Here is an 18617-nt window from a genome sequence, read left to right as displayed (position 1 = left end):
GGGCGCCCAGCACGGTGCCTGCAGCGACGCAGCCGACGCCCTTCGAGCCGGTCGACGACACGCCGGCGACCGCCGAGCCGTTGCCGCCCAGCCCGTCGCCGGCCTCGGCGACGCCCGCACCCGCGTCGCCACCGGCGTCGGGCGCGTGACGGGCGGTCGTAACGCCATCCAAACGCCGCCTTTGCACTGCTGCGCTATCCTGTTGCTCCCCCCGCAAACAGGCGAACGCACATGGGCGGTTTGAGCCTCTGGCACTGGCTGATCGTGCTGGTGATCGTGGTGCTGGTGTTCGGCACCAAGCGCCTGAAGAACGTCGGCCAGGATCTGGGCGAGGCGGTGAAGGGCTTCAAGAAGGGCATGAACGAGCACGACCAGGAGAAGCTGGCCGACCAGACCCGTCGCGACGAGATCGCGCGCGAGGAAGCCCTGCGCGCGGCGGACGCGCGCCGCGACACCGCCGATCCCCTGAAGCGCGACGACGACCGCACGCCGCCTTCCGCGCGCTGACCTCGCCGACCCGCGCGGGCCACGGCGATGTTCGACGTCGGATTCTCTGAACTGCTGGTCATCGCGGTCGTCGCACTGCTGGTGCTCGGCCCGGAGCGGCTGCCCAAGGCGGCGCGCTTTGCCGGCCTGTGGGTGCGGCGGGCACGCGCGCAGTGGAATTCAGTGAAGTCCGAGTTCGAACGTGAAATGGCCGACGACGAGCTGCGACGCACGTTGCACGAGACCCGCGAATCGCTGCGCGAGGCGCAGGCCTCGTTGCGCGAAGCAGGCTCCAGCCTGCAGCGCGATTTCCAGGGCGCCAGCGACGAGCTGATGCGCGGGCCGTCGCCGGACCCACGCGAGCCGCGGCAACCGCGCGAGCCACGGGGGGCATTGCCCGCCGCCGCGGCTACGCCAACGGCGACCCGGTCGCTCGACGCGGGCGCACCGGCGCTGGGTGCGACGGCCCCGGTCCAACCTCCCGCGGACGATGCGGCAGCACTGCCGGCCACGAACGACGACGGCTTCGATCCTGATCCCGAAGTGTCTTTGCACGCGCCGATGGAGGATCCGCCACCGCCCATGGACGAGGACGAGGACGACGCGCTGTCGGCGCCTTCGCACCGTCCGCCGGGACCCGACCAGGACGCCGCCGATGCTCCCCAGCGCTGACGACGACGGCGGCGCCCGCCTGTTCGACCACCTGATCGAACTGCGCACGCGGCTGCTGCGCGCGGTCGCGGGGCTGGCATTGATGTTCGTCGTGCTGCTGCCGTTCGCCAACCGGCTGTATGCGCTGCTGGCGCTGCCGCTGCTGGAGAAGCTGCCCAAGGGCGGCCAGCTGATCGCCACCGAAGTCGCGTCGCCATTCTTCGCGCCGTTGAAACTCGCGTTCTTCGTCGCACTGGTGATCGCGATGCCCTGGCTGCTGTACCAGCTGTGGGCGTTCGTCGCCCCCGGGTTGTACAAGCGCGAGCGCCGGCTGGCGATGCCGCTGCTGGCCTCGGCGCTGCTGCTGTTCTACCTGGGCTGCGCCTTCGCGTATTTCGTCGTGCTGCCGGCGGTGTTCACCTTCCTCAACAAGGTGACACCCACGGGCGTGACGATGATGACGGACATCACCAACTACCTCGACTTCGTGCTGGTGATCTTCATCGCCTTCGGGGCGAGCTTCGAGTTGCCGGTGGCGCTGGTGATCCTGGCGCTGCTGGGCTGGGTGACGCCGAAACAACTGCGCGAATGGCGCGGCTACGCGGTGGTCGGCATCTTCGTGTTGGCCGCGGTCATCACCCCGCCCGACGTGGTCTCGCAGATGCTGCTCGCGGTGCCGATGATCCTGCTCTACGAAGCCGGCATCCTCGCCGCCAGCGCGGTACGGCCGACGCGCGCGAGTGGCGTGTCGACGTCGGAATGAGCGAAGCGGCCAGGCGTGATTCCGGCGTCCGCGCGGCTGCGGCGCCGGCCGGTTTCTGGCGCCGCTACGCCGCCTGGTCGCTCGACATCGCCGTCGTTGGCGCGCTGGCGACGTTGCTGGCGTGGTCGTCGCTGGTCTCCGGCTGGCAGGCGATCACCGCCGCCAGCGCACGGTTGTCCGACCTGCTCGGCACCCAGTTGGCCGACGCGCTCATGCACGGGACGCGAGCCGATGCGCTGGCGCCGCAGCTGTTGGCCGATCCCGCCGTGCAGGCCGCCGCGAGCGCGGTCGAATCCGGCATCGATCGCATGCTCCTGCCCTGGCTGCCGTGGATGCTGGCGCTGGCGGCGTTGTGGTTCGTCGGCTTCGAAGCGGGCCCCTGGCAGGCGACGCCGGGCAAGCGCGCGTTGCGGATGCGGGTGGTGGGAGCCGTCGATGATGCGCGCCCGCCGCTGGCGCGGATCGCCCTGCGCCATGGTTCCGGCGCGCTGTCCTGGCTGACGCTCAACCTGGGCCACCTGCTCGTCGCGGTGTCGCCCCGAGGGCGCGCGCTGCACGACCTGGTCGCGGGCACACGCGTCGTCAGCGACGCCGCCCAGCCGCGGTTGCCGGCGTGGGCGCGCGCCTGGCTGGGATTGCAGGTGCTGGCGTGCTTCGTGCTGCTGGCCTGGGGCCTGGCGCGCTACATGGCGATGCTGCGTGCGTCGCTGGGGTAGGCGGCCGAGGCGGAGCGGCGCAGGGGCGCCTGGCGGACGAAAAGACACGGTTCGCGGCTGAAGCCGCGCCTGCCGGGGAGCCGCTGCCACCCGGCGGCTTGCGGATGAACCGCGCGGGCTGGATCAGGCCTCGAAGCCGGCGGCGGGCGCCGATGGCGTCGGCGCGCCGGCAGCGGTGACGTCGCGCCACAGGAAATACATCACGCCGAACATCACCACGTACATCGCGACCAGGAATGCCAGGTACACCGGCAGCGCCAGCAGCATGCCCAGCAGCGGATGCACCAGGCTGCCCAGCGCCATCAGCAGCGCCAGGCCCAGGCCGAGCACGATCGCCACCACCAGCATCCCGAACAGCGACACCACCGCCAGCACCAGCAGCGGCAGCACGTTCTTGATCGTGCCGGCGAAACCGTCGGCGAGCGCGCCGCCGACGTTGCGGTCGGTCAGCGCGACCTGGCCGAAGCCGATCGAATACACCCCGCCCAGGAACATCATCAGCAGCATCCCCAGTCCGAACACCGTGCCCAGCCCCGAGGGCGCCGCCGGCAGCACCGGCGGCGTGCCCGGCGTGGCCTGCTGCGCGGCGGCAAGCACCTGCACGTACCAGCTGGCGACGTCGCCGCCGAAGGCGACCAGGACCGCGCCGAACGCGAGCAGGTAGATCAGCGACATCAGCAGGCCGAAGCCGATCAGCCGACCGCGCGCGGGCCCGGGACGGAAGGTGTCGAACAATGCCGTGGCGTGGGTCGGGCGGCCGCGCTCGGTGGCGTCGATCACGCCAAAGAAACCGCCGATCAGCAGCGGATAGACCACCACCATCACCAGCAGGCTCACGCCGGTGATCCACAACATCGCCGCCGTCCCCGGGAACAGCCGCTGCGCGATGAGCTGCAACACGCTGGGAATGAGTGCGACCAGCATCAGCAGGGCGGCCGCGCCGAACAGCGCGCGCGGATTGTTGCGTCCCAGGTTGATCGCCTGCTTCAGCCAGGACCAGCCGGCGCCCGGCGCCATCGCGTGTGTATGCATCCGTGTACCCCTGTGATCCTGCGTTGATGCGCACGGCGCGCCGCGCCGATGCGGCGTCGCCGGTCGCGGCGTGCGGTGTCAGCGCGCCTGCACCTGCAGCGCGTGCCGCACGAAGCGCCGCAACACCCGTCGCGCGTGCGGCGTGGCGGTGATCGTACGCGACAACCGCCTCGCGCAGTGGCCTTCGCGCGCGAGCGCATCGTGCTTGGCATCGACGTAGCCGCGCATGTGGACGGTGCCGAATTCGGGATGGAACTGTACGCCCCAGGCCGATGTCCCCCAGCGGAACGCATGGCAGCCGTCCTGCGCGCTGCGCGCCAGCACGGTGGCGCCGTCGGGCGTGCGCAGCACGCTCTGCAGGTGCGTGGCCTGGGCCGGAAAGCGCGCAGGCAGGCCGCCGAACAGCGGATCGCCGGCGGCATCGGCGTGCAGGTCGATCGCCACCGTGCCCATCTCGCGGCCGCTGGGGTTGTCGCCGACTTCGCCGCCCAACGCGTGCGCCAGCAGCTGGTGCCCGTAGCAGATGCCGAACAGCGGCATGCCGGCATGGGCCGCATCGCGCAGCCACTGCGCGCTGCGCTCGCTCCAGTCGCGACGCTCGGTGACCATCGCCCCGGAGCCGGTGATCAGCACGGCGGCGAAGCCGTCGCGATCGGGCAGCGCTTCGCCGGCTTCGACGTTGACCGCGATCGCGGCGTCGGCGGGCAGCCCCGCGGCGACCCGGATCCAGTGCGGGAAACGCCCATGCCGGCGCATGGTCGGCACCGGTTGCCCGGTTTCGAGGATGAGGAAGGGTTTGGCAAGAGCGCCCGGGAATGTCGCGTTCAAGGTCCGCGCAACCTGCTCGTCGATCGGTGGGCGATGGCGCCTGGCGCACATCGGGAGTCTGGCGGCCGCGCGCGACCGCGCCCGTATACTAGCCCGCTTTTCCCGCGCCCAAACACGGTCGGCCACGGCATGCCCAACTCCGTCACGGATCGCTCGCAGGCGGTCACGTTCCAGTCGTTGATCCAGCGCCTGAATGCCTACTGGGCGCAGCAGGGCTGCGTGCTGGTGCAGCCGCTGGACCTGGAAGTCGGCGCTGGCACCTTCCACCCGGCGACCTTCCTGCGCGCACTCGGCCCGGAGCCGTGGAACGCCGCCTACGTGCAGCCCTGCCGCCGCCCGACCGACGGCCGCTATGGCGAGAATCCCAACCGCCTGCAGCGCTACTACCAGTACCAGGTAGTGATGAAGCCCAATCCCGACAACCTGCAGGAGTTGTACCTGGGCTCGCTGGCGGCGCTGGGCATCGATCCGTTGGTGCACGACCTGCGCTTCGTCGAGGACAACTGGGAATCGCCGACGCTCGGCGCCTGGGGCCTGGGCTGGGAAGTGTGGTTGAACGGGATGGAAGTCACCCAGTTCACCTATTTCCAGCAGGCCGGCGGCATCGAATGCAAGCCGGTGCTGGGCGAGATCACCTACGGCCTGGAGCGGCTGTGCATGTACCTGCAGAACGTCGACAACGTGTTCGACATCGTCTGGACCAACGGACCCGACGGCACGCCCGTCACCTACCGCGACGTCTACCACCAGAACGAGGTCGAGCAGTCGGCCTACAACTTCGAGCATGCCGACGTCGCCGAACTCTTCCACCGCTTCGACGCCTGCGAGGCCGAGGCACTGAAGCTGGTCGAGCTCGGCCTGCCGCTGCCGGCCTACGACCAGGTGGCCAAGGCCTCGCACAGCTTCAACCTGCTCGACGCGCGCCGCGCGATCTCGGTCACCGAGCGCCAGCGCTACATCCTGCGCGTGCGCCGGCTGTCGCAGGCGGTGGCGGAAAGCTATTACGCGCAGCGCGAGAAGCTCGGCTTCCCGGGCCTGCGCCATGCCAACGGAGCCGCGGCATGAGCCTGCAGCCGCTGCTGGTCGAACTGGGCACCGAGGAGCTGCCGGTCAAGGCGCTGCCGGGGCTGGCGCAGGCCTTGTTCGACGGCGTGGTCGATGGCCTGGTGCGGCGCGGGATCGCTGTGGATCGCGACGGCGCCAAGCCGCTTTACACGCCACGTCGGCTCGCGGTGCTGCTGCCGGGCGTCGGTGGCGAGCAGCCCGAGCAGCACTCGGAAGTATTCGGGCCGTACCTCAACATCGCGCTCGATGCCGATGGCCAGCCGACGAAAGCGCTGCAGGGCTTCGCCGCCAAGGCCGGCGTCGACTGGCGCACGCTGGCGCGCACCACCGACGCCAAGGGCGAGCGCTTCGTGCATCGCGCGGTGACGCCGGGCGCATCCACGCGCGCGCTGCTTCCGGAGATCCTGCGCGAGGCGATCGCGGCGATGCCCATCCCCAAGCCGATGCGCTGGGGCGACCACGATTACGCCTTCGCCCGGCCGGTGCACTGGCTGGTGCTGCTGCTGGGCGACGCGATCGTGGACGCGGAGCTGTTCGGCCTGCGCAGCGACCGCACCAGTCGCGGCCATCGCTTCGAGCATCCGTCGCCGGTGTGGATTCCCACCCCGGGCGATTACGTCGATGCACTGCGCGCGGCCAGGGTGCTGGTGGATCCCGACGAGCGGCGCGAGCGCATCGAGCGCCAGGTCGCGCATGCGGCGGCCGCCGTCGACGGCATCGCGCGGATCGACGCCGACAACCTCGAGCAGGTGAATTGCCTGGTCGAGTGGCCCAGCGCGGTGGCCTGCAGCTTCGATCGCGAATTCCTCGCGGTGCCGCAGGAAGCGCTGGTGGCGACGATGGAAGCCAACCAGAAGTTCTTCCCGGTGCTCGATTCCGACGGGCGCCTGGTCGAGCATTTCATCGGCATCGCCAACATCCAGTCCACCGACGTGGCCGAAGTGCGCAAGGGCTACGAGCGCGTGATCCGCCCGCGTTTCGCCGATGCGAAATTCTTCTTCGACGCCGACCTCAAGCAGGGGCTGGCGTCGATGAATGCCGGGCTTGCGAGCGTGACCTACCAGGCGAAGCTGGGCACCGTCGCCGACAAGGTCGCGCGGGTCGCCGCGCTGGCCGAAATGATCGCCCGGGACATCGGTGTCGATCCGGCAAGCGCGCGCCGCGCCGCCGAATCGTCGAAGGCCGACCTGCAGTCGCGGCTGGTCAACGAGTTCCCGGAACTGCAGGGCATCGCCGGTCGCTACTACGCCGCGGCCCAGGGCGAAACCCCCGACGTGTCGGCAGCGATCGATGAAGGCTACATGCCGCGGTTTTCCGCCGACGCGATCGCGCCGTCGAGGACCGGGCAGGTGCTCGCACTCGCCGAACGCCTGGATACTCTGGCCGGCGGCTTCGCCGCGGGGCTCAAGCCCACCGGCAACAAGGATCCGTTCGCGTTGCGACGCAATGCGCTGGGGCTGGCGCGGACGCTGATCGAAGCGGGTATCGATCTCGACCTGGGTACGGCGCTGGAACGCGCGCGCGATATCGTCGGCGCAGTCGGCAAGGACGCCCAGGCGGCGTGGGCCGACGTCGGCGAGTTGCGCGAGTTCATCCTCGACCGCCTGCGCAGTTACTACGCCGAGCAGTCGGTGCCGACGCAGCAGTTCGAAGCCGTGCTCGCGATCGCACCCAAATCGCTGCTCGACTTCGACCGCCGCCTGAAGGCGCTCGGCGAATTCGCGACGCTCCCCGAAGCCGCCGCCCTGGCCGCGGCCAACAAGCGCATCCGCAACATCCTGCGCAAGGTCGAGGGCGACATCCCGACGCGCATCGACGACGCGCTGCTCGAAGCCGGCGCCGAACGCGATCTCGCCGAAGCGGTTTCACAGGCGTTGGCGCAGACCGACGATGCGCTGGCCAGGCGGGATTACGTCGCCGTCCTGGGCCGGCTCGCGCGCCTGCGCCCGCAGGTCGACGCCTTCTTCGACCAGGTGATGGTCAACGTCGACGACGCCCGAGTGCGCGACAACCGGCTGGCCCTGCTGCAGCGCCTCGCCGACCGCCTGGGCAGCGTGGCGGCGATCGAGCACCTGTCCGGCTGACGGCACGCGCGTCGCGCGGCGGGTGTCGCCGCGCGCAGGCAGCGATGCCGTGCTCGTCCCGCGGGCGGCACCCGTCCATGGGATGAACGAGTCGCAGACAGGCGCCGCGTATCCTCGGGACATGCGCGCCACCCGCCTGCTGTGCCTGCCCCTGTTGCTGCTCGCGGCCGTCGCAACCGCGCAGGCCGCGACCGTGGTGCGGGTCGACATCCGCGGCCTGGACGAACCAATGGCGCAGAACGCGCGCTTGGCATTGCCGCTGGTGGACGCGATCGGCAAGGATCTCTCCGGGCGGCGATTGGCCTTGCTGCTGCGCGAGGCACCGGCGCAGGTGCGATCGGCGCTCGAGCCGTTCGGTTATTACTCCGCGCAGGTCGACGTGCAGCGCCTCGCCGTGGCGGGCCAGCCACGGCAGGCGGCCATCCGCATCGATGTCGACCCCGGGACGCCGGTGCGCGTGCGCGGTGAGCGGATCTCGATTTCGGGCGATGGTGGCGACGACACATCGCTGCAGCGCGGCGTCGCCGCCTTCAGGCCCGCCATCGGCGACGTCTTCGACCAGGGGGTTTACGAAGCGGGCAAGGCGCGCATCGCCGGACAGCTTGCCGATCGCGGTTATTTCGATGCGGCCCTTGCCGAGCACCGGGTCGAAGTCACGCGGGCCGAACATGCCGCCGACATCGCGCTCGCCTGGCGCAGTGGCACGCGCTACGCGCTGGGGCCAGTGGACTTCGAGCAGGCGCCGCAGGCGATCATCCATGAGCGCGTGCTGGACAAGCTCGTCGACTGGATGCCGGGCGACCCCTACCAGCAGGACAGCATCGATCGCCTGCGGCAGTCGTTGATGGCATTGGACTACTTCAGCCGCATCGACATCGAACCCGACCCCGCGAATGCGGTCGACCACCAGGTGCCGGTGCAGGTCAGGCTCGCGCCCGCCAAGCGCAGCATCTACATCGCCGGCGTCAGCTACGGCACCGACAGCGGGCCGGGCGTGCGCCTGGGCGTGGAGCGGCGCTACCTCAACGCGCGCGGGCACAAGGCGCAGGCCGAGCTGGACTACGCGCAGCGGCGCAGGACGCTCACCCTGCAATACCGCATCCCCGCATTCGCATGGCTCGACGGCTGGTATACCGCAAGCCTGCAGGCCGCCGACGAGCAGACCGATTACATCGACACCCGCCGGGTGGAATTCGTGGCCAGCCGCAGCGGCGAGGTCAACATGCACCTGACCGCCAACGTGTCGCTGCACGTGCTGCGCGAGCGCTGGGCATATCCGGCGCAGGGGCTGGCGCCGGCCTGGCAGTACGGCACGTTCACCTTTCCGGCATTGCGCGCGGAGTACATCGATGTCGACGACCGGCTGTATCCGCGGCGCGGCATGTCCAGTTCACTGGAGTTGCGCGGCGGGGCGAAGGGCGCGGGCTCGGATGCCGACTTCGCGCAGGTGCATGCCCGCGCGAGCTGGTTCAAGGGCCTGGGCGCGGACAACCGGCTGATCCTGCGCGGCGAGCTGGGGCATACCTTCACCGACGCGGTGGTCGACCTGCCGCCGAGCCTGCGCTTCTATGCCGGCGGCGATCGCAGCATCCGCGGCTACGACTATCGCGAGGTGGGCCCGCGGCTGGGGACATTCGGCCTGGGCGCGAACAACCTCATCACCGCGAGCAGTGAGTTCGAGCATTACTTCACCGAGCAATGGGGCGGCGCGGTCTTCGTCGACACCGGCAGCGCGTTCAACGGCCGCACGCCGGACTGGCGCACCGGCGTCGGCATCGGCCTGCGCTGGCGCTCGCCGGTGGGCCCGTTGCGGGTGGACCTCGCGCATGGCCTCGACCATCCGGATGCGAACTTCACCCTGTCGCTGAACTTCGGGGCCGACCTGTGAGCGTCGGTCGATGACGCGCGTGGGCCGATGAGGGGCGTGCCGCTGACGCCGGAACAGCGCGCGCAGCGCCACGCGGCGCGACGCGCGCTCGCGCGCCGGGTGGCATGGCGCTCGGGCCGGGCGATCGCGGCGCTGGTGGTCGTCGTCGCGGTCGTCGCGTGGTGGCTGCTGACCACGATCGGCGGTCGCGACGTGCTGCTGCGGCAGATCGTCGCGCGCCTGCCGCAGGGCACGTCGCTGACCTGGCAGCGTGCCGAAGGCCCGGTGTCGGGGCCGATGGTGCTGCACGGGGTGCGCTTTTCGATGCCGCGCCAGCGCAATGCCGCGTGCGTCGCCGATCCAACCCACCGTTGCGACATGGGCACGCTGGTCTTCACCGCGCGCACGGTGGCGATCGACCCGGCACTGCGCCCGCTGCTGGGACGCAGGCTGCGGCTGGATGCGCTGGCGATCGCCGATGCGACGCTGGAGCTGCCGACGACGACGCAGCCGTTCGAATTGCCGCGCTGGCCGGGATCGCTGCCGCAGATCGCGCCGCCGCTGGCACTGCGCGCCGATGCCATCCGCATCGACCGCCTGCGGGTCACGCGCGATGGCGCGCCGCTGGTCGACATCGCCTCGGTGCGCGGCGGGATCGATGCCGCGCGCGGGCGACTGCACGTCGAGCACCTGCGCGTGGACAGCGATCGCGGACGCTTCACCGCGCATGGCGACTACGCCCCTGCCGACGACTACCGCAGCGATCTCACCGTGACGGCCGTGTTGCCGGCCGCAGGAGGCACCCGGCCGGCGCTGGCACTGGTGGCGCGCGGCGACCTGTCGGCGATGCAGGTAGCGATCGGCGGCCATGCGCCGGCACCGGTGCGCGCGACACTGGCCTTGCACGGCGTGCAGTCGCCACGCTGGACGCTGGATGCGCAATCGAGCGCGTTCGACCCCGGATTGCTCACCGACGGCGTGGCGAAGACGCCGGTCGCGTTCGCCCTGCACGCCGACGGCACCGGTGGCCATGCACGACTGCACGGACACGCGGCGCGCGGCGCGTGGTCGGTCGTCGTCCAGCCATCGCAGGTCGCGCTCGTCGACCAGATGCTCGAGCTGCAGCCGCTGGTCATCGATACGCTCGATGGCCGCATCACCGTGCGCGGCCGCGCCGACCTGCACGATCCGCGGACGTCGTCCCTGCGATTCGCGGTGAATGCGCGCGGACTGACCTGGCGCGCGCCGGGCGCGCCGGCCGTGCGCGGCGATGCCGACCTCGGCCTCGCCGGGCAGCTGGACGCATGGGCGGCGATCGGCCACGCCACGCTGCAGCGCGGCGCGCAGTCCGCGCGCGTGCAGTTCGATGCGCGCGGCGACCGGCAACATGCGCTGTTGCGCCGGATGCAGGCGGCCACCCCGGGCGGTGCGCTCGATGCCAGCGGCCAGCTGCGCTGGGCGCCGTCGCTGCAATGGGCGCTGGAGGCGCAGCTGGCGCACTTCGACCCCGGCTACGTCGTGCCCGGTTGGGACGGCGCGCTGGACGGACGCATCCGCAGCAGTGGCCACCGCCAGGCCGATGGCGACCTCGTCGCGCAGGTGCAGGTGCCCTCGATCGCCGGCCGGCTGCGCGGCCGCGCATTGCAGGGCCATGGCGACGTTGCGCTGGCCGCCAGGCAATACCGGGGCGCGGTCTCGCTGGCGATCGGCGCCAGCCGCGTCGATGCGCACGGCACGTTCGGCGATCGCATCGACCTGGATGCGCGCTTCACGCCGCTGCAGCTGGCCGACCTGCTGCCGCAGGCGCGCGGCGTGTTGCGCGGTCGCCTGCAACTGCGCGGACCGCGCACGGCGCCGGACATCGCTGTCGACCTCGACGGCAGCGGCCTGGCCTGGGGCGGCCGGCGGCTGGACGCGTTGTCGGCGCATGGGCGCCTGCCGTGGCACGGTGGCGGCGGTGCCTTGACGCTCGACGCACGCGGCCTCGCGGCCGGCGTCGACATGGATCGCCTGCAGGTGCAGGCGCGCGGCGCGGTCGAAGCACTGCAACTGCAGGCGAGCGCGCAGGGTCCGCTTGGCACGATGACGCTCGTGGGCCAGGCCAGCAGGCACGGCGGCGGTTGGCGCGGCACGCTGGCGGCGTTGCGGCTGGCGCCCGCGCAGGGCGCGCCGTGGCGGCTGCAATCACCGGCGCGGTTCGCGCAGGACGGCGCGCGCTGGACTTTGTCGCGCAACTGCTTCGTCGCCGTCGACGCCGGCACCGTGTGCGCGAGCGCGGACTGGCCGCGCCGGGGCATCGAGGTCAACGCACGGGGCCTGCCACTGGCCCTGGCGAGGCCATGGCTGTCGCCGCGCAGCGATGGGCTGCCATGGCGCCTGCACGGCGTCCTCGATGTCCGCGCCCACGTGCAACCGGTGCAGGGGCGTTGGCGCGGCGAGGTGCATGTCACGTCGGCCGCGGGCGGACTGCGCAACAGCGAACGCGCGCGTCGCGACCTGGTGGCGTACGACGCGCTGGTGTTCGACGCCCGCTTCGATCCGCGCCAACTCGATGCCACGCTGCACGCCGGCCTGTCCGGCAACGGCCGCATCGATGCGCAGGTGGCCACCGGCTGGGACGCGTACGCACGCTTGCAGGGCCAGCTCGGCTTTTCGACCGACGCGCTGACGTGGATGGAACTGCTGTCGCCGGACATCGTCGATCCGGCCGGCCGCCTGCAGGGGCACGTCACCCTCGGCGGCACCCGCGCGCAGCCGGTGCTGGGCGGGCAGGCACAGCTCAGCGGCTTCCACACCGAGGTGCCGGCGCTGGCGCTCACGCTGCGCGACGGTAACCTGCGCCTGCAGGCGCAAGCCGATGGCCGCGCGCGCATCGACGGGCGGCTGCGCTCCGGCGACGGTGTGCTCACGGTCGATGGCACCCTGGGCTGGCGCGGTACGGCGGGCACGCCCTCGGCGCCGCTGGTGCTACGCGTGCGCGGAAACAACGTGCTCGCATCCGATACGCCGGAGCTGCGCGCGGTGATCGACCCGGACGTGGTCGTGCGTTATGCGGCCGGACAACCGCTGTCGGTCACCGGCCGCGTCGGCGTACCGAGCGCGGACATCGACCTGGCGCGACTGGACCGCGGCGCGACCACCTCGCCGGATGTCGTGGTGCTCGATCCGGCCACGCCCGACGCCAAGGCCGCCACCCCGCTGGCGCTGGACCTCACGCTGGTGCTCGGCGACGACGTGCACCTGCGCGGCTTCGGCCTCGACGGCACCCTCGACGGCAGCCTGCAGGTCGGCGCGCCGGCAGGGGCGCCCCTGCGTGCCACCGGCAGGCTGCAGGTCGGCGGCCGCTATCTCGCCTACGGTCAGAAGCTCGACATCACCCGCGGCGACCTGGCCTGGAACAACGATCCCATCGGCGACCCGCGCCTGGACATCCGCGCGCAACGCGAGGTCGGCGACGTCACCGCGGGCATCGACGTCAGCGGTCGCGCGTCGCGCCCGCATGCGCAGGTGTGGACCGATCCGGCCACCGACCAGTCGCAGGCGCTGGCCTATCTCGCGCTCGGGCGCCCGTTGTCGACCGCCAGCAACGACGAGGCGCAGCAGCTCGATGCCGCTGGCGCCGCGCTTGCCGCCGGCGGCAATCTCATCGCATCGCAGCTGGGCGCGAAACTTGGCCTGGACGCGGCCGGCGTCAGCCAGTCGCGCACGCTCGGGGCCAGCGTGCTTGGCGTGGGCAAGTACCTGTCGCCGCGCCTCTACGTCGGCTACGGTGTCTCGCTGCTCGGCACCGGGCAGGTGCTGACGCTGAAGTACCTGCTGGGGCACGGCTTCGACATCGAGATCGAATCGAGCACGGTCGAGAACCGCGCCTCGGCCAACTGGCGCAAGGAGAAGTGAGCCGATGAGCACCACCCGCCGCCTGCGCGTGCCGCCGCCGATCGCGATGACGCTCGAACAGGGCGTGGCCGCGATCAAGCGCGAACAGGCGTTGCCGCTTGCGTTCCCGCCCGGGGTGGAGGCGCTCGCCGCGCAGGCCGCGCTTGCGCCGCGACTGCCGGCGCTGGATCGCACCGACATTCCCTTCGTCACCATCGATCCCGCCGGCGCGATGGACCTGGACCAGGCACTGCACGTCGAGCGCGCGGGCGACGGCTATCGCGTGCATTACGCCATCGCCGACGTCGCCGCCTTCGTCACCGCCGGCGACGCGATCGACATCGAGGCGCATAAGCGCGGCGAAACCCTGTACGGCGCCGACGCGAAGATCCCGCTGCACCCGAAAATCCTGTCCGAGGATGCGGCCTCGCTGCTGCCCGACCAGGTGCGCCCGGCGCTGCTGTGGAGCATCGAGCTCGACGCGACCGGCGAAGGCACCGCGGTCGACGTGCGCCGTGCGCGCGTGCGCAGCCGGGCGCGACTGGATTACGACGGCGTGCAGGCACGCATCGATGCCGGCGATGCCGATCCGATGTGGGCGTTGCTGCGCGAAGTGGGCGAGCTGCGCAAGCAGCGCGAGCGTCGTCGCGGCGGCATCAGCCTGCCGCTGCCGGAGCAGGAGATCCGCGTCGAGGGCGATGGGCAATGGCGGCTGGAATTCCGTGCGCGCCATCCGGTGGAGGACTGGAACGAACAGATCTCGCTGCTCACCGGCATGGCCGCCGCGCACCTGATGGTGCAGGCGCAGGTGGGCATCCTGCGCACGCTGCCCAAGCCGCAGGACGGGGCCGTCGAGCGCCTGCGACGCACCGCGCACGCGCTCGGCCTGGCCTGGCCGCAGGCGATGTCGTATCCGGACTTCATCGATTCGCTGGATCCAGCCAAGCCGCGCGACGTGGCGATGATGGTGGCCAGCACCACCGTGCTGCGCGGCGCCGGTTACGTCGCCTTCGACGGCGCGCTGCCGGCGCAACCGATGCACTGGCCACTGGCCGCCGAATACGCGCATGCGACCGCGCCGCTGCGGCGGCTGGTGGACCGCTACACCGGCGAGACCTGCGTCGCGCTGTGCGCGCAGGCGCCGGTACCGGCGTGGGTGCGCGATGCCCTGCCGGCGCTGCCGGCGACGATGCAGGCCGCCGACCAGCGCGCCAGCCGCTTCGAGCGCGCGGTGCTCGACCAGGTGGAGGCCGCGACGCTGGCTTCGCGCGTGGGCGAGGTGTTCGAGGGCGACCTCGTCGAGGTGCGTCGCGACGATCCCGCGCAGGGCGTGGTCATGCTGCGCGATCCGGCGATCGAGGCGCCGGTCGCCGGTGCCGGCCCGCTGCCGCTCGGCGATACGGTGCGGGTGCGGCTGGTCGAAGCCGATCCTGCGCGGCGGACCACCCGCTTCGTGCTGGCGTGAGCGCCGGCTGGACCGCTAGCGGCTGACGATCGCACCGCGCAGTCGCGGCGTGCCGTCGGCGACGTCGGTCCAGACCAGGTACGCCGCATCGCGATGCAGGGCCAGTTGCGGGTAGCCCGAAGCGATGCCCTGGCCATGCAGCGTCGCAACCCGCATCCGCTGCAGTTCGCGCGTCAGGTCCGGCGTGTAGCGCGCCAGCCACAGCCCCTGGCCGCCCGCCTCCGCGCGCAACCACGCGATCCAGACCTGGGCGCCACCGAAAGCCACCGCGACGCGGCCCTGCACGGCGTCGCCGTGGTCGACGACGACCGGCGGGTCGAACCGCTGGCCACCATCGCGACTGCGCGCGAGCGACACCGTCGGCTGCTGCCCGGCGGCGGTGTACCAGGCGACGAACGCGGTGTGGCCCTCCACCGCCAGCGCCGGGCCGTTGACCGGGCATGCCGGCATCGTCCAATGGTCGGAGTGGACCGGCGTTGGCGCGGTCCAGTGGGCGCCATCGAAGCGGGCGCTGGCGATATCGCGGGTTTCCTTCGCGTCTCGGTCGCGGAACACGAGCAGCGCACCCGGCGCGATCGCCGCCGCGGCGGTCTGGCAGCAGTCGCAGGCCAGCGTATCGACGACCGCATCGTCGTGGCGTTGCAGCAGGCGGTCGAACAGCGCGGCATGCACCGCGGTGCGTTGGTCGGCCGCCGCGTCGGAAGTCCCGTCGTCCATCGCATGCGCGCCTGGCGCGGGTGTCTTCGCGCGCGGTGCGGTCGTGGCCTTGGCCGGCGATGCCGTGGGCGGCGCCGCATCGGCGCTGCCGTCGAGCCAAGCCACGCCGAGACTGTCGCGACCGGCCGGCCACAGCGAGACGAAGCCGCGTTCGGCATCGTCGGTACGGCCGTTGATGCGTGCCGGCGGACTCCAGTTGAAGCCGCCATCGACCGAGCGGGCGAGCATGAGGTCGGTGGCGCCAGGCTGCGCCAGATCCTTCTGCAGCCATTGCACCCACAGCGCGCCGTCGGCGGTCGCCGCCATGTGCGGCCGGTTGGCGGCTTCGGCCAGCAGCGCATCGCCGACCACGATCGTGCGCGCGCCACTTTCCCAGTTGCCCTGGTCGCCCCAGGCGGCGAACTGCAGCGCATCGCGGCGTCCGGGCACCGTGCTGATCCAGCTCAGCAGCAGGCGGCCGTCATGGCTGGTCGCCAGGCCAGGGGCGATCGCGCCCGGGGACGAGGGCACCAGCCACTCGCTGCGCGCGTAATCGCCATGGCCCACGGCCGCGGACGCCTCGGCGGCGTCGGGCGTTCGATGGCAGCCAAGCAACAGCACGGGCAGCAGGCCGCACGCAAGTATGGTCAATTGGCGCATCGTGCCTCTCCATTGAGCGGCCCATTGTAGGAGCGCCGCGTGGAGCGAGGCGCAAAGCCCACGGGCGACCTGGGCTTCGCTCCCACCGGAAGCGGGCGGGGGTGCCTAGGCCACGCGCGCGCGCTGCACGCGCGCCAGGTGCACCAGCAGCAAGGAAATCGCCGCCGGTGTCATGCCCGGGATGCGTTGCGCCTGGCCGATGGTCTCCGGACGCACACGCTCGAGTTTCTGTTGCACTTCCGCCGAAAGGCCGCGCACGGCGGCGTAATCGAAACCCGCGGGGATCGCGTGGGCTTCGTGCCGCTGCTGGCGCGCGATCTCGTCGTGCTGGCGTTGCAGGTAGCCCGAATACTTGACTCCGATCTCGACCTGTTCGGCCACCGCCGGGTCGTCGACCGCAGGCGAGAACCCGGGCACCGACAGCAGTGCCGCGTAATCCAGTTCCGGGCGCTTGAGCAGGTCCAGCGCACTGCTCTCGCGGCTGAGCTCCAGCGACAGCACCGAAGCCAGTTCGCGCCCCAATGCGTTGTTCGGCGTCGCCCACAGCGCGCCCAGGCGCGCCTGCTCGCATTCGATCGCCTCGCGCTTGCGTTCGAAAGCGGCCGCGCGCGCGTCGTCGACCAGGCCAAGTTCGCGCCCGATCGGCGTCAGCCGCAGGTCGGCATTGTCCTCGCGCAACTGCAAGCGGTATTCGGCGCGCGAAGTGAACATGCGGTAGGGCTCGGTGGTGCCCTGGGTGACGAGGTCGTCGATCAGCACGCCGATGTAGGCCTGGTCGCGCCGTGGCGACCACGCCGGCAGCGCGCGCACGTGGCGCGCGGCATTGAGCCCGGCGATGAGTCCCTGCGCGGCGGCCTCCTCGTAGCCGGTGGTGCCGTTGATCTGGCCGGCGAAGAACAGCCCGGCGATCGGTTTGGTTTCCAGCGATGCCTTCAGCCCGCGCGGATCGAAATAGTCGTATTCGATCGCGTACCCGGGCCGGGTGATGTGCGCGCGCTCGAAGCCGCGGATGCTGCGCACAAGCTCCAGCTGCACGTCGAACGGCAGCGAGGTCGAGATGCCGTTGGGATAGATCTCGCTGGCGTCCAGGCCCTCGGGCTCGACGAACACCTGGTGGCTGTCCTTGTCGGCGAAGCGCACCACCTTGTCCTCGATCGATGGGCAGTAGCGCGGGCCGACGCCTTCGATCTGGCCGCTGTACAGCGGCGAGCGATGCAGAGCGCCACGGATGATGTCGTGGGTGCGTTCGCTGGTGTGGGTGATCCAGCACGGCACCTGCCGCGGATGGTCGGCGCGCGTGCCCATGAACGAGAACACCGGGCGCGGGTCGTCGCCGGGCTGCAGCGTCATCACCGAGTAATCCAGGCTGCGGCCATCGATCCGCGGCGGCGTGCCGGTCTTGAGGCGGTCGACGACGAAGGGCCGCTCGCGCAGCTTCGCGGCCAGCGTCGTCGCCGGCGGATCGCCCATGCGCCCGGCGGCGTACTGGGTGTCGCCGACATGGATGCGGCCGGCAAGGAAGGTGCCCGCGGTCAGCACCACCGCCGGCGCCGTGAACCGCAGGCCGGTCTGGGTGAGCACGCCGCGCACTTGCTCGCCTTCGATCAACAGGTCGTCGACCGCGGCCTGGAACACGCTGAGGTTGCGCTGGGATTCCACCGCGCGGCGGATGAAGCCGCGATACAGCGCGCGATCGGCCTGGCAGCGGGTGGCGCGCACCGCGGGTCCCTTGGAGGCGTTGAGCCGGCGCCACTGGATGCCGGCGGCATCGGCGGCGCGGGCCATGACGCCGCCGAGCGCATCGATCTCGCGCACCAGGTGGCCCTTGCCGATCCCGCCGATCGCCGGGTTGCAGCTCATCGCGCCGACCGTCTCGATGTTGTGGGTCAGCAGCAGCGTGCGCGCACCGCTGCGGGCCGACGCCAGCGCCGCCTCGGTGCCGGCGTGGCCGCCGCCGATGACGATGACGTCGTAACGATGGAAGGACTCGGGCATGGGCGCATTATCGCGCGCGGCGGCCGGCACCATGTCGTGCTTGCCTGCGCCGGGGCGGGCCCGGTCGCGGCGACGCTGGCGCGTGCGCTCGCGCTGCGCAAAGAGTGGGCAAAAAAAGGGGCCGAACGTCCCCCGACATTCGGCCCCGGCATCCCCGACGTGCGCGCGACCAGCCCTGTTCCAATCCTGGTCGGCGCCCCTGACGCCTTGCCACGTCGGGTGCAGGGGAGATGATGCAGGAAGCGTGCCAACTGTCGTGGCCAGCACAGGCTGAATGATTCAGTGCGCAGATGGCCGCGGCGAAGGCCACGCGGCGGCGATGCGGGTGTATGAGGCAGCCGTCCGCTGCGGATGGCCGGCATGGAATCGCCGACGAGGCGCGGAGGAACGCGCGAAAGGCGCCGACGCCCGGCGGGGAAGCGGAACAGGGGGG

At 71.5% G+C, this 18617-nt stretch carries 13 protein-coding genes and 1 pseudogene; 9 read left to right on the top strand and 5 right to left on the bottom strand.

Annotated features, from left to right (window positions below; translation table 11 throughout):
* A partial coding sequence (locus tag G7B67_RS09265; protein WP_207780902.1) for a hypothetical protein occupies positions 1-187 on the bottom strand: 187 nt, incomplete at its 3' end.
* 44 nt (positions 188-231) lie between these two features.
* On the opposite strand from G7B67_RS09265, the gene tatA reads away from it, so the two are divergent.
* The 4 genes and pseudogenes from tatA (at position 232) to G7B67_RS09245 (ending at position 2616) form a co-directional block, all read left to right on the top strand.
* Positions 232-507, top strand: coding sequence for a Sec-independent protein translocase subunit TatA (tatA, locus tag G7B67_RS09260; RefSeq protein ID WP_166211258.1), 276 nt, complete (start codon positions 232-234; stop codon positions 505-507).
* Between the two features lie 27 nt (positions 508-534).
* A pseudogene (tatB, locus tag G7B67_RS09255) lies at positions 535-963 on the top strand (Sec-independent protein translocase protein TatB); the annotation flags it as partial.
* Positions 964-1141: 178 nt separating this feature from the next.
* Complete coding sequence (gene tatC, locus G7B67_RS09250; protein WP_166211252.1) at positions 1142-1900, top strand: twin-arginine translocase subunit TatC; 759 nt, start codon at positions 1142-1144, stop codon at positions 1898-1900.
* A complete protein-coding gene (locus G7B67_RS09245) occupies positions 1897-2616 on the top strand; it encodes an RDD family protein (protein ID WP_166211249.1) in 720 nt (239 codons plus the stop codon). The genes tatC and G7B67_RS09245 overlap by 4 nt, the downstream gene beginning before the upstream one ends.
* Positions 2617-2739: 123 nt before the next feature.
* On the opposite strand, the gene G7B67_RS09240 is transcribed toward G7B67_RS09245, so the two are convergent.
* Entirely contained in the window at positions 2740-3648 is a 909-nt protein-coding gene (locus tag G7B67_RS09240) for a hypothetical protein (protein WP_166211246.1), read from the bottom strand.
* Positions 3649-3726: 78 nt separating this feature from the next.
* The gene (locus G7B67_RS09235; protein ID WP_279303991.1) at positions 3727-4476 is read right to left on the bottom strand and encodes a glutamine amidotransferase; all 750 of its coding nucleotides are present in this window, start codon (positions 4474-4476) and stop codon (positions 3727-3729) included.
* A 129-nt stretch (positions 4477-4605) separates the two neighbouring features.
* Here G7B67_RS09235 and glyQ point away from each other — a divergent pair, with 129 nt between their 5' ends.
* The 5 genes from glyQ (at position 4606) to G7B67_RS09210 (ending at position 14833) form a co-directional block, all read left to right on the top strand.
* Positions 4606-5541: a glycine--tRNA ligase subunit alpha gene (gene glyQ / locus G7B67_RS09230; protein WP_166211240.1), complete on the top strand. Its 936-nt coding sequence runs from the start codon at positions 4606-4608 to the stop codon at positions 5539-5541.
* Complete coding sequence (glyS, locus tag G7B67_RS09225; protein ID WP_166211237.1) at positions 5538-7625, top strand: glycine--tRNA ligase subunit beta; 2088 nt, start codon at positions 5538-5540, stop codon at positions 7623-7625. The genes glyQ and glyS overlap by 4 nt, the downstream gene beginning before the upstream one ends.
* Before the next feature lie 121 nt (positions 7626-7746).
* Positions 7747-9513, top strand: coding sequence for an autotransporter assembly complex protein TamA (locus tag G7B67_RS09220; protein WP_166211234.1), 1767 nt, complete (start codon positions 7747-7749; stop codon positions 9511-9513).
* A gap of 27 nt (positions 9514-9540) precedes the next feature.
* Entirely contained in the window at positions 9541-13389 is a 3849-nt protein-coding gene (locus G7B67_RS09215) for a translocation/assembly module TamB domain-containing protein (RefSeq protein WP_425482432.1), read from the top strand.
* A gap of 4 nt (positions 13390-13393) precedes the next feature.
* Complete coding sequence (locus G7B67_RS09210; protein WP_166211228.1) at positions 13394-14833, top strand: RNB domain-containing ribonuclease; 1440 nt, start codon at positions 13394-13396, stop codon at positions 14831-14833.
* 15 nt (positions 14834-14848) lie between these two features.
* Here G7B67_RS09210 and G7B67_RS09205 read toward each other — a convergent pair whose 3' ends face one another.
* Together G7B67_RS09205 and mnmG are read right to left on the bottom strand one after the other, a co-directional pair.
* A complete protein-coding gene (locus tag G7B67_RS09205; RefSeq protein WP_166211225.1) occupies positions 14849-16189 on the bottom strand; it encodes a hypothetical protein in 1341 nt (446 codons plus the stop codon).
* Positions 16190-16294: 105 nt separating this feature from the next.
* Entirely contained in the window at positions 16295-18184 is a 1890-nt protein-coding gene (gene mnmG, locus G7B67_RS09200) for a tRNA uridine-5-carboxymethylaminomethyl(34) synthesis enzyme MnmG (RefSeq protein ID WP_166211222.1), read from the bottom strand.
* Positions 18185-18617 lie beyond the last annotated feature (433 nt).

Origin of the sequence: Cognatiluteimonas telluris (genome assembly GCF_011320095.1) — a bacterium.
GTDB lineage: Bacteria > Pseudomonadota > Gammaproteobacteria > Xanthomonadales > Xanthomonadaceae > Cognatiluteimonas > Cognatiluteimonas telluris.
Note: the sequence above shows the minus strand (reverse complement) of the source record. Positions and strands in the feature narration are given on the sequence as shown.

Excerpts from the sequence above, each read along its gene's own strand:
- G7B67_RS09245 (WP_166211249.1), top strand. The coding sequence starts at position 1,897 with ATGAGCGAAGCGGCCAGGCGTGATTCCGGCGTCCGCGCGGCTGCGGCG.
- glyQ (WP_166211240.1), top strand. The coding sequence starts at position 4,606 with ATGCCCAACTCCGTCACGGATCGCTCGCAGGCGGTCACGTTCCAGTCG.
- G7B67_RS09210 (WP_166211228.1), top strand. The coding sequence starts at position 13,394 with ATGAGCACCACCCGCCGCCTGCGCGTGCCGCCGCCGATCGCGATGACG.
- G7B67_RS09240 (WP_166211246.1), bottom strand. The coding sequence starts at position 3,648 with ATGCATACACACGCGATGGCGCCGGGCGCCGGCTGGTCCTGGCTGAAG.
- mnmG (WP_166211222.1), bottom strand. The coding sequence starts at position 18,184 with ATGCCCGAGTCCTTCCATCGTTACGACGTCATCGTCATCGGCGGCGGC.
- G7B67_RS09205 (WP_166211225.1), bottom strand. The coding sequence starts at position 16,189 with ATGCGCCAATTGACCATACTTGCGTGCGGCCTGCTGCCCGTGCTGTTG.
- G7B67_RS09215 (WP_425482432.1), top strand. The coding sequence starts at position 9,541 with ATGAGGGGCGTGCCGCTGACGCCGGAACAGCGCGCGCAGCGCCACGCG.
- G7B67_RS09220 (WP_166211234.1), top strand. The coding sequence starts at position 7,747 with ATGCGCGCCACCCGCCTGCTGTGCCTGCCCCTGTTGCTGCTCGCGGCC.
- tatA (WP_166211258.1), top strand. The coding sequence starts at position 232 with ATGGGCGGTTTGAGCCTCTGGCACTGGCTGATCGTGCTGGTGATCGTG.
- glyS (WP_166211237.1), top strand. The coding sequence starts at position 5,538 with ATGAGCCTGCAGCCGCTGCTGGTCGAACTGGGCACCGAGGAGCTGCCG.
- tatC (WP_166211252.1), top strand. The coding sequence starts at position 1,142 with ATGCTCCCCAGCGCTGACGACGACGGCGGCGCCCGCCTGTTCGACCAC.